Source organism: Streptococcus mitis SK564, assembly GCF_000148525.1.
GTDB lineage: Bacteria > Bacillota > Bacilli > Lactobacillales > Streptococcaceae > Streptococcus > Streptococcus mitis_H.
This window is the reverse complement of the sequence record NZ_AEDU01000014.1, coordinates 1-11,929: the sequence shown is the minus strand read 5'-3', so window position 1 is coordinate 11,929 and position 11,929 is coordinate 1. Positions and strand designations below refer to the sequence as shown.

Annotated in this window: 8 protein-coding genes and 1 pseudogene; 7 read left to right on the top strand and 2 right to left on the bottom strand. The window is 41.8% G+C overall.

Annotated features, from left to right (window positions below; translation table 11 throughout):
- Positions 1-53 precede the first annotated feature (53 nt).
- Genes SMSK564_RS07520 through recG form a run of 5 tightly spaced genes read left to right on the top strand, consistent with a single transcriptional unit; the run spans position 54 to position 5,651 of the window.
- Positions 54-1,085 (top strand): 3-deoxy-7-phosphoheptulonate synthase, encoded by a 1,032-nt coding sequence (locus SMSK564_RS07520; protein ID WP_000232195.1) that lies wholly within the window; start codon positions 54-56, stop codon positions 1,083-1,085.
- Between the two features lies 1 nt (position 1,086).
- Entirely contained in the window at positions 1,087-2,118 is a 1,032-nt protein-coding gene (locus tag SMSK564_RS07515; RefSeq protein WP_000864044.1) for a 3-deoxy-7-phosphoheptulonate synthase, read from the top strand.
- 44 nt (positions 2,119-2,162) lie between these two features.
- Positions 2,163-2,525: a holo-ACP synthase gene (gene acpS, locus SMSK564_RS07510; RefSeq protein WP_000634998.1), complete on the top strand. Its 363-nt coding sequence runs from the start codon at positions 2,163-2,165 to the stop codon at positions 2,523-2,525.
- Positions 2,515-3,618, top strand: a complete 1,104-nt coding sequence (alr, locus tag SMSK564_RS07505) for an alanine racemase (protein ID WP_000647927.1) — start codon at positions 2,515-2,517, stop codon at positions 3,616-3,618. The genes acpS and alr overlap by 11 nt, the downstream gene beginning before the upstream one ends.
- Before the next feature lie 17 nt (positions 3,619-3,635).
- Positions 3,636-5,651 (top strand): ATP-dependent DNA helicase RecG, encoded by a 2,016-nt coding sequence (recG, locus tag SMSK564_RS07500; RefSeq protein WP_001048730.1) that lies wholly within the window; start codon positions 3,636-3,638, stop codon positions 5,649-5,651.
- Between the two features lie 558 nt (positions 5,652-6,209).
- Here the strand turns inward: recG and SMSK564_RS07495 are convergent.
- Positions 6,210-7,148 carry an Rpn family recombination-promoting nuclease/putative transposase gene (locus tag SMSK564_RS07495; RefSeq protein ID WP_000175242.1) on the bottom strand — a complete coding sequence of 313 codons (939 nt, stop codon included), beginning with the start codon at positions 7,146-7,148 and terminating at the stop codon, positions 6,210-6,212.
- Positions 7,149-7,289: 141 nt separating this feature from the next.
- Positions 7,290-7,841 (bottom strand): annotated as a pseudogene (locus tag SMSK564_RS07490) (GNAT family N-acetyltransferase).
- 282 nt (positions 7,842-8,123) lie between these two features.
- On the opposite strand from SMSK564_RS07490, the gene SMSK564_RS07485 reads away from it, so the two are divergent.
- Complete coding sequence (locus SMSK564_RS07485; RefSeq protein WP_000795096.1) at positions 8,124-9,104, top strand: acetylxylan esterase; 981 nt, start codon at positions 8,124-8,126, stop codon at positions 9,102-9,104.
- 578 nt (positions 9,105-9,682) lie between these two features.
- Positions 9,683-11,929 (top strand): trypsin-like serine peptidase (locus SMSK564_RS0102380; protein ID WP_000469276.1); only part of this gene is annotated, 2,247 nt, incomplete at its 3' end.

Genomic DNA, 11,929 nt, shown 5'->3' with positions numbered 1-11,929 from the left:
TGTGAAAAGTAAATTTTTACTTGGTATCCGTTTGCTTTATAAGGAGATGAGTTATGGTATTTACAGCAAAAAGTCCTAAAATCAATATTGAAGAAGTTCGTGCTTTATCAAAATTAGAAGGCCAAGCTTTGGAGAGAAAATCACAGCGCGATCAAGAGCTAGAAGCCATTATACGTGGAGAAGACCAGCGAGTTCTCTTGGTAATCGGGCCATGTTCATCTGACAATGAAGAAGCTGTCCTTGAGTACGCTAAGCGTTTGGCCGCTTTGCAAGAAGAAGTAGCAGACCGTATCTTTATGGTTATGCGTGTTTATACTGCAAAACCCCGTACTAATGGAGATGGCTATAAGGGTTTGATTCACCAACCTAATGCGACAGAAGCGCCAAGCCTCATCAACGGAATCAAAGCTGTTCGTCATCTTCACTATCGTGTTATCACAGAAACAGGCATGACAACGGCTGATGAAATGCTTTATCCTGAAAATCTTCCGCTTGTAGATGATTTGATTTCTTATATGGCGGTTGGTGCCCGTTCGGTTGAAGACCAGCAACACCGCTTTGTAGCAAGTGGGGCAGATTTCGCGACTGGTTTTAAAAATCCGACCTCTGGAAATCTCAATGTCATGTTTAATGGGATTTATGCTGCTCAAAACAAACAGAGTTTCCTTTTCCTAGGAAAAGAAGTGGAAACAACTGGGAACCCGCTTTCACACGCCATTCTTCGTGGAGCGACCAATGAGTATGGTAAGAATATTCCCAACTACTACTATGATAATTTGATGGATACCATTGCCCAGTATGAGAAAATGGGCTTGGAAAATCCTTTTATCATCGTGGATACCAATCATGACAATTCTGGTAAGCAATATATGGATCAGATTCGAATTGTCCGCCAGACTTTGATTAACCGTGATTGGAATGAAAAAATCAAGCAGTACGTTCGTGGCTTTATGATTGAGTCTTATCTAGAAGACGGTCGTCAAAACGAACCAGAAGTATTTGGCAAGTCTATCACAGACCCTTGCCTTGGCTGGGAAAATACGGAAGCCCTTGTCAGAGAAATCTACCAAACGCTAGGAGAATAAGATGGCATTTATTGAAAAAGGTCAAGAAATCGATATTGAAGCAATCAAGGCAGAAACCCAATTATCTGCGGAAGCCTTGCGACTAAAGGAGCGTCGTGATAGAGAATTGGCAGACATCATTTCAGGAGAAGATGACCGTATCCTTTTGGTGATTGGTCCGTGCTCTTCTGACAATGAAGAGGCTGTTTTGGAATATGCCCGCCGTTTATCAGCCTTGCAAAAGAAGGTGGTGGACAAGATTTTCATGGTTATGCGTGTTTATACTGCTAAACCTCGCACCAATGGAGACGGCTATAAAGGCTTGGTACATCAGCCAGATACTTCTAAGGCTCCAAGTCTAATCAACGGCTTGCAGGCTGTGCGCCAATTGCATTACCGCGTGATTACAGAGACTGGTTTGACAACGGCAGATGAGATGCTCTATCCGTCAAATCTGGTCTTGGTAGATGATTTAGTCAGCTACCATGCTGTTGGGGCTCGTTCTGTGGAAGACCAAGAGCACCGCTTTGTGGCCTCAGGGATTGATGCACCGGTCGGGATGAAAAATCCAACCTCAGGAAATCTTGGGGTCATGTTTAACGGTATCTATGCCGCTCAAAACAAACAGACCTTCCTCTTCCATGGTCAAGAAGTTGAGACTTCAGGAAATTCTTTGGCCCACGTTATCCTCCGTGGAGCAGTCAATGAATATGGGAAAAATGAGCCTAACTTTTACTATGAAACCTTGCTAAATGCCATTGAACGGTATGAGACAATGGGACTTGAAAATCCTTTTATCCTCATCGACACCAACCATGATAACTCAGGCAAGCAATATATGGAGCAGATTCGAATTGTTCGCCAGACCTTGCAAAATCGTGATTGGAATGAGAAAATCAAAAAGACAGTTCGAGGCTTTATGATTGAATCCTACCTAGCAGATGGTCGTCAAAACCAACCAGAGGTCTTTGGTTGCTCTATTACCGACCCTTGCTTAGGTTGGGAAAATACAGAGGCTTTGGTAGAAGAAATCTATGCTACCTTGACAAAATAAGTGAAAAGGATGGAGTTGGGGAATCTCAACTCCTTTTGATGAGAATGATAGTTGGACACGGAATTGATATCGAGGAATTAGCTTCGATAGAACGCGCAGTTACACGACACGAAGGATTTGCTAAGCGCGTGCTGACAGCTAAGGAAATGGAGCGGTTTACCAGTCTTAAAGGGAGCAGACAGATCGAATATTTGGCTGGTCGCTGGTCGGCTAAAGAAGCCTTTTCCAAGGCTATGGGAACAGGTATTGGAAAGCTGAGTTTTCAGGATTTGGAAGTCTTGAACAATGAACGCGGGGCGCCTTATTTTAGTCAGTCACCGTTTTCAGGAAAGATTTGGCTGTCTATCAGCCATACAGATCAGTTTGTGACAGCCAGTGTCATTTTGGAGGAAAATCATGAAAGCTAGTCTACATAGACCAACCAAGGCTCTGATTCATCTGGGAGCTATTCGACAAAACATTCAACAAATGGGGGCTCATATCCCTCAAGGAACGCTCAAATGGGCGGTGGTCAAGGCCAATGCCTATGGGCATGGAGCTGTTGCCGTTGCGACGGCTATTCAAGATGATGTCGATGGTTTTTGCGTTTCCAATATCGATGAAGCCATTGAACTCAGACAGGCTGGACTCAGCAAGAAAATCCTTATTTTAGGAGTTTCTGACATCGAAGCAGTTGCTCTGGCTAAAGAATATGATATCACCTTGACAGTGGCTGGACTGGAGTGGATTCAAGCACTCTTAGTTAAGGAAGCAGACCTATCAGGTTTGAGAGTCCACCTCAAAATTGACTCAGGGATGGGACGGATTGGTTTTAGAGAGGCTGGTGAGGCTAATAAGGCTCAAGACTTGCTTCAACAACATGGTGCGCATGTTGAAGGGATTTTTACCCACTTTGCGACTGCAGATGAGGAATCAGATGACTACTTTAATATCCAGTTAGAACGGTTTAAAACTATTTTGGCAAGTATGAAGGAAGTGCCAGAGATGGTTCATGCCAGCAACTCGGCAACGACTCTTTGGCATGCAGAGACCATTTTCAATGCAGTCCGTATGGGAGACGCTATGTATGGTCTCAATCCGAGTGGAGAGGTCTTGGACTTACCCTATGACTTGAAACCAGCCTTGACCTTGGAATCTGCTTTAGTCCATGTCAAGACAGTTCCAGCTGGGGCTTGCATGGGCTATGGAGCAACCTATCAGGCAGATAGCGAGCAAGTCATTGCGACCGTACCAATCGGCTATGCGGATGGTTGGACACGAGACATGCAGAATTTCTCTGTCTTGGTAGATGGCCAAGCTTGCCCCATCGTTGGGCGGGTTTCTATGGACCAAATTACCATTCGTCTGCCTAAGCTTTATCCGCTAGGAACAAAAGTCACCCTGATTGGCACCAACGGCGACAAGGAAATCACAGCAACTCAGGTAGCGACCTACCGCGGAACCATTAACTATGAGGTGGTTTGTCTCCTCAGCGACCGTATTCCGAGAGAATATTATTAAAAAGAAAGGAGTGGAGCATGAATCTACATCAACCCTTGCATGTCTTACCTGGTGTGGGACCAAAGTCAGCAGAAAAATACGCCAAACTAGGAATTGAAAACTTGCAAGACCTCTTGCTCTACTTTCCTTTCCGCTATGAAGATTTCAAGACCAAGCAGGTGCTGGAGCTGGAAGACGGCGAAAAGGCGGTTCTGTCTGGTCAAGTCGTGACTCCTGCCAGTGTCCAGTATTATGGTTTTAAGCGAAATCGCCTGCGTTTTAGCCTCAAGCAGGGAGAAATCGTTTTTGCGGTGAATTTCTTTAACCAGCCTTATCTAGCTGATAAGATAGAGTTGGGAGCAACCCTTGCTGTTTTTGGAAAATGGGACCGCGCCAAGGCTAGTCTGACAGGGATGAAAGTTTTGGCTCAGGTGGAAGATGATCTCCAGCCTGTCTATCGTCTGGCTCAGGGAATTAGTCAGGCCAGTCTGGTTAAGGTCATTAAGACAGCCTTTGATCAGGGGCTGGACCTCTTGATAGAGGAAAATCTGCCCCAGTCTTTGCTGGACAAATACAAACTCATGTCCCGTTGTCAGGCTGTTCGCGCCATGCATTTCCCCAAGGATTTGGCAGAATACAAGCAGGCCCTTCGCCGTATCAAGTTTGAGGAACTCTTTTATTTCCAAATGCAATTGCAGACGCTCAAGTATGAAAACAGAGTTCAGGGAAGCGGTCTGGTTCTGGATTGGTCTCAGGAAAAAGTGTCGGCTGTTAAAGAAAGTCTACCTTTTGCCTTGACCCAAGCTCAGGAAAAGAGTTTACAGGAAATTTTAACTGATATGAAGTCTGACCGCCACATGAATCGTCTCCTGCAAGGGGATGTGGGGAGCGGAAAAACGGTGGTCGCTGGTTTGGCAATGTTTGCGGCGGTGACGGCTGTCTATCAGGCAGCCCTCATGGTGCCAACAGAAATCCTAGCAGAGCAACACTTTGAGAGTTTGAAGGGTCTTTTTCCGGACTTGAAACTGGCTCTTTTGACAGGTTCCTTGAAAGTGGCAGAAAAAAGAGAAGTTTTAGAGACTATTGCCAAGGGTGAAGCTGATTTGATTATCGGAACTCACGCTCTGATTCAGGATGGGGTGGATTATGCTCGCCTTGGTTTGATTATTATCGATGAGCAGCACCGTTTTGGTGTGGGGCAAAGAAGAATCCTACGAGAAAAAGGTGACAATCCTGACGTTCTCATGATGACGGCGACTCCCATTCCACGAACCTTGGCCATCACAGCCTTTGGCGATATGGATGTTTCCATTATCGACCAGATGCCAGCAGGTCGGAAACCCATTGTGACACGTTGGATCAAGCATGAGCAACTACCTCAGGTTTTGACTTGGTTAGAGGGGGAAATTCAAAAAGGTTCACAAGCCTATGTCATCTCTCCCTTGATTGAAGAATCAGAAGCTCTGGATTTGAAAAATGCTATTGCCTTATCAGAGGAGTTGACAGCTCATTTTGCTGGTAAGGCAGAGGTGGCTCTTCTACATGGTAAGATGAAGAGTGACGAAAAAGACCAGATTATGCAGGAGTTCAAAGAGCGAAAAACTGATATTCTGGTTTCGACAACGGTTATTGAGGTTGGGGTTAATGTTCCCAATGCGACCGTCATGCTTATCATGGATGCCGATCGGTTCGGGCTCAGCCAGCTTCACCAGCTCAGAGGTCGTGTGGGTCGGGGAGATAAGCAGTCTTATGCAGTTCTCGTTGCCAATCCCAAGACTGATTCTGGGAAAGACCGCATGCGAATCATGACAGAAACCACCAATGGATTTGTCCTGGCCGAAGAAGATTTGAAAATGCGTGGTTCTGGTGAGATTTTTGGAACCAGACAGTCAGGTCTCCCAGAGTTTCAAGTGGCTGATATTATCGAGGATTTTCCGATTTTAGAAGAAGCCAGAAAGGTTGCAAGCTACATTAGTTCTATTGAAGGCTGGCAAGAGGATCCGGAGTGGCGCATGATAGCTCTTCATCTGGAGAAGAAAGAACATTTAGATTAAGCTTTCTCTAAGGAAATCTTAAGCTAGCTTTCAGGTTTGCCCCTTATACTAGAGTCATCAAAAAGAAACGAGGACTCTCATATGACAGTAACGATTAAAGTAAATTACCAAACCACTTTCCAAAAGAAAGAAGCAACAAAATAAGATTGAACAGGAGAAAAGAGCGGAAATGCTCTTTTTTCGTTTCTAAAAGCACAATTTATTGAATCTAAAATAGCACACTGCGGATTCTAAAAAATTTCTAGAAATTATAGTAGATTGAATCCGAAATAGTCCACCGAGTTTTCTAAAACATTGCTAGAAATTAGCTTGAATTCCGCAATCAATTTGTTCAGTTTTTATTTCATTTAACTATAATTTGACTTTCCTAATTTCTTTGTTCATATCTTATTTCAATACACTATATCTTACTATTTCAGAGCCCACATCTAGCATAACTAAAAAAACAGATTCTTCCATCTATTACGAAAAAATCTGTCATTGATTTAATGATTTACAAAAACTCCAACCACGGCTTGCGAACCTTATCTTTGCTGGTTTCTCTGTATTTTTTAGTTCTTATTTATGGTGCTCTTTCAATAGTTCTTCAAACTCAGAGACAGTCATACTCAACTGTTGACTGGCAACTTCAGAAGGCAAAAGACCTTGATGGACTAGATTTAATAGCATAGACAAACTCCCTTCGACTTTCCCACGCTCCAGTCCCTGTTCAATACCACGTTCCAACCCCTGTTCAATCCCTTCTGCCCTAGCAGTTTCCAAGGCATAATCATGAGCCAATAATGCCTGTTCTTCTCGCATACGTAGTTGACTAAACATCTTCCTGTCCTCCTCGGACCAGCTCTTGTAATCTAGCAGTTGGTCTGCTTGGCTGATGGCTCGCTCGGGTTCTTGAGTAAAGGGCTTATTACCAAAAAACTCCAACCACGGTTTACGAACCTCGTCTTTGCTGGTTTCTCTGTATTTTTTTAATTCCAAAAATGCCATCTTGACCAGATGGTTTTCTTGTCCATTATTTGTGATAGTTAAGACCTCACCTGTCGTATCCTCTCGCATGCTAAAGCTATGAAAGGCTAAATCATCTTGGAAATAATTACTATCCACAATTGCGATAGCGTATACTGGTGCGATGTGTTTGTAACTCTGATGAGTATTGCCCTCTTGCTGGCGAATTTTTTCTAGGTTTTGATTGACCTGGCTGCACAAATAAGCCCACAGGCGATTGATGAAAAAATTCTGATGATGGACTTGTATTTCGATGATAACTTGTGTGCCGTTGTCCAACTCCGCCAAGACATCTATGCTAGTATAGAAATCTTGGGCCGAGTAGGGCAGGGAAGGCAAGACGTGAATATTGCTCCCTTCCAAAATGGTTACATTTTTGGCTGGCAAGTCCAGCATATCGCGAATAAATTGACAAGTGATTTCTGGATTACTAAAGATTTTCTTAGCTACCAAGTCATTGGTTGGGCTGATGCCCGGATGACGTAAAGTCATATTTCTTCTCCTTTCATTATATCACATTTTTAAATCTAGGTTTACTAGATTCTCTGGCTCTATCTATTTATTCGGAAAAAAGAGGATAAATGAAATAGTAAATAAAAAATAAGAACAGCGGATAAGCAATAAATTTTAAGATTATCTGTCTTCTCCGCTTATCTGATAATAAATAAGGTTCGCAATATTGCCTTTTCTCTCTACCCCATTTGCAACAGTCTTTAGATAGGACATTCCAGTCTTATCCATAACATGACCTGAAGCTGGATTGAGACTGGCATATCGAGCTCTGACATTTTGAAAACCTGCTTGAATAAAACAGAAGTCCAAGACAGCTTTCACGGCCTCCGTCATTATACCATGACCCCAGTATTTCTTGCCTAGCACATAGCCAATTTCACAAGAAGAATCGTTCTCATCTATTGTAACGATGCTGATATCTCCTATCACTTGCTCTGGGTTTTCTTTGAGGTAAATGGCTCATTTGTAATAGTTGGGATTGGCATAGGAAGCAACCCAATTACGAATTGAGTTTCGAGTGACCTCAACATCAGGATGGGGATTCCAAGTAACATAGGTCAGATTCTCAGCAGACGAAGCCCGATTTTGAAACATGGCTTCCGCATCACTCTCCACAAATCTTCGCAAGATTAAACGATCTGTCTGTAATATTTGCGTACCGATTGCTTTCATGACGCTACCTCGCTTTCTGGTGTGTGATTCTCTATTCAATATCCATTGAAACTATAGTATATCGAGATAAGCTGTAGACAAATCAACTGGGGCATTTACATTAATTTCTAAAAATACTTTAGAAGTTAATTGGTACTATTCTAGATTCAATTTATTAGACTTTCAGTCAGTAGGTTTGAAGAAAAAAATCTAAATTCATTTTCTATTTACCCTTCTTTCTTGCATTGCTTCCCTAGATATGCTACAGTTGTGGTAGCGATTACAAAACAAAAGGAGTATATTATGAAAAATCCAGCTTTATTAGAAGAAATCAAGACTTATAAAGGACGGGATGAGGTTCCAGAAGACTTTGATGCTTTCTGGGATGAGGAAGTGAAAAAAGTTTCAACTCTTCCAGCCTACCAGTTGGAGGAAAGAGATTTCCACCTTCCTCAAGTCAAGTGCTATGAGTTAACCTTTGAAGGGACCAATGAAGGCAAGGTCTATGCACGCGTTGTTCTTCCAAAGAGTGAGGAGAAAGTTCCTCTAATCTTCCATTTTCATGGTTATATGGGACGTGGCTGGGATTGGACCGACATGCTGGCCTATACCGTATCTGGTTACGGTGTTGTCTCCATGGATGTGCGGGGCCAGTCAGGTTACTCACAAGACGGCTTGCGTTCTCCTCTAGGAAATACCGTTAAGGGGCATATTATCCGTGGTGCTATGGAAGGTCGGGAGCATCTCTTTTATAAGGATGTTTATCTGGATATTTACCAGTTGGTTGAGATTATTGCCAGTTTGCCTGAGGTTGATGAGAAGCGACTTTCTAGCTATGGGGCCTCACAAGGAGGGGCTTTAGCTCTGGTTGCAGCAGCGCTCAATCCACGGATTCAGACAACAGTTGCCATCTATCCCTTCTTGTCAGACTTCAGACGAGTGCTTGAGATTGGGAATACTAGCGAGGCTTACGACGAACTTTTCCGATATTTCAAGTTTCACGATCCTTTCCATGAAACTGAGGAGGAAATCATGGCGACTCTTGCCTATATCGATGTGAAAAATCTTGCCCATCGTATCAAGGGTGAGGTCAAAATGATTACGGGCTTGGATGACGATGTTTGCTATCCTATTACTCAGTTTGCAATTTATAATCGTCTGACTTGTGATAAGTCCTATCGTATCATGCCTGAGTATGCTCACGAAGCCATGAATGTATTTGTCAATGACCAAGTCTACAATTGGCTCTGTGGTAGTGAGATTCCTTTTAAATATGTGAAGTAATGAATGAGAGAGCTCGGTAGCTCTCTTTTTGTATACAGTCTAGTCAGTAAATATTCTAGTTCATATATACTTTGAAATTCATACTCTTCGAAAATCTCTTCAAACCACGGCAGCTTTATCTGCAAGCTCAAAACAGTGTCTTGAGCAGCCTGCGGCTAGCTTCCTAGTTTGCTTTTTGATTTTTATTGAGTATGAGTTTTTTCTTGACCTTGGTGTAAAACAATTCATTTTGCTATCTAGTTTGGTATAAGTTCTTTCAAGACATTGGAAAGCGTCTGTAAAATGTGTTATAATTTATAAGAAAATATACAGTTTGGCTACAAATGAACATTTATATATAAGTTTATGTATAACTTAGTTTTCTGATTAGGATAATATCTTATAAAAAACGATATTCCTGTAGATACAGTACTTAAATAGCATTTGTAACGTAGCAAAATAGTCTATGTCTATTTTTATTGTAAGAATCAAAGTAGAGAGTGTTATGCTAATGGAAACTGTAATATTTTATTTTTTAGAATTTACTTGGATAAATTTACTTGGATAAATTAACTTTGAAAGTTAAAGTGAGGTAATATATGTTTATATGTTTAAAGGGTTTAGGGAAATTTCGTAAATCCAAAGCTTATGGTTTGGTTGGTTGTTTGACACTATCAGCGGTGATTGGCTTAGCTGCACCAGAGTTACCAGTTATTGGTGGTGGGGTTGTTTATGCTGATGTCATTCAAGGCGGTAGCGATATTCACGATGTGGATGTTCATAGTAAATCTGCAGAAGGTGTTGCTATGACTTACACAACTTATGACAGTGGAACGAGTGGAAAACAAACCGCATCAGGTAGCGGTGTCTTTGTAGCGCCGAATGTGATGGTAACAGTAGCTCATAACTACTATGATAAAAACCAAGAGGATAAGTCTGCGGTCTTGCGTGGTGGGGAGTCTGCTCGTAGTTATGTTGTAATGAACTCGGAAAAGGAGAAAAGCAATAAAGTACCTACTTCAGGGGTATCAGAAGCTCTTGAAAAAGACTCTATTCACTTGTATAACGGCAAAGACTTTGGTAAAGACTATAGCAATGACTTAGCAGTAGTGGTAACTAAAAAGCCTGTAGAAGCTATGACAGGTGGTGAGGACTCTCCAAGAGAGTTGAGTCATAAAGAGGTTTCTACTGGTGATAAAATCACTATGGTCGGATATCCTAATGATTTTTCGACTCCAAATTTAAGTGAAGAGAATAAAGCTCGCTTGAAAGACGGTAAGGCTTATTCAGTCTCAACAACTGTGAGCAGTATCAATAAAGAGAGTGGTGCAGTCACTTATCATTCCTCAGCTTTAGGAGGTTTTTCAGGTGCTCCTTTGTTTAATGATAAGGGAGAGGTAGTCGGTATCCACCAGCACGGAACAAATACTTCAAACGCTCCTGAGAGTGAGCGTATTGGCGGTGGTACTATCTTTACGGAAAAGCACAGAGCTTGGATTCAGTCAATGGTTGATAAATATGGTATAAAGGGTTGGTATATAGATGGTGCAAACCGTTACTACTATGATGAAAATCATATAGCTTTAAAAGATGTAGAGTCTGAGATTGACGGTGCTTTGTATAGTTTTGATGAAAAAGGTCGAGCTACTTTAGTAAAAGGTGAAGAAAAAGGTCGTGTTCTACTTCGAGTGGAAGATACTAAAGGAACTCGTTTGATTTCAGATAAGGTTGTTCAGGAAGGTCCTGTTGGAAGTGGTTTGAATTTTCATTTAAGACAAAATCCAGATTTCAAACAGTTAATATCAACTTCCCCAACAGCTAAAGTTGTGTCCTATAACGGAGTGCCAATTAACAAACTAGCAAGTGACACAAGTTGGTCTGATGAATATGTCAGTAAGTTAGCTTTAGGTAATACAATTATAAGAGCGGTAGTGTCTGATGTGATACCAAAGTCTAACTCTGACTTTACTAGAACGGAAGTTGGTAAAGTTGATTTAAGTGGTAAATCGAACTTACCTGTGCCTAGTAAAGAGGTGTTACAAGCTCCGAATGGTTCAGAAAATTTCTATGCTACAACGCATATTCAAACACCAGATGGTTCTGGTTCAGGCACTTTAATTGCACCAAATTTGGTGCTAACTGTAGCTCATAATTTCTTAACGACTAAGGGTTCTGAGGTTGTTACGAAATCAGGTCGTACCAATACAGTTTATAAGGCAACTTTACCAAGTGGTGCTTCTATGAACTTTTCAGATGATGATATTGTTTATTGGAATAAGAAAGATTCAGTATTTGGGTTTAAAAATGACTTAGCCTTGGTTCGATTAAAAGAAGAGGTAAAAGGAGCAACTCCTGTAGAGGTGGTATCTGAATCAACTTCTGTTGCTAAAGGTGAAAAAGTTTCGGTTTATGGTTTCCCGGACGGTCGTTTATCTCCTGTATTGGATAGTGAAGTTGTAGATACTACTGACTTTGGTTCTGGTATAGAGGGTATTAGCTATGGAGGTACGAAACCTGGAGCGTCTGGTGGTGGTCTTTATAATGACAAAGGTGCTTTAATTGGAGTTCACCAAAATGGTGTTGTAGGAAGTCGCAGTGGTGGTTTAGTCTTATCAAAAGAGCAGCTGGATTGGGTTCGATCTTATATTGAGGGTCAACCAAAAGATCCTGTCTATGTGGAAGATAAAGAAGTGGAACCTTCTAAGAAGGATTCGGATAAGGATTTAGCTGGGAAATTAGATCCAAAAAAAGATAGCGGAAAAGAAGATTCTGGTATTTTAGGTACATCTGGTGACTTTGCGACTCCTACAGTCTCTAAGCCAGAGTTTACAGGTGGCGTAAATGGG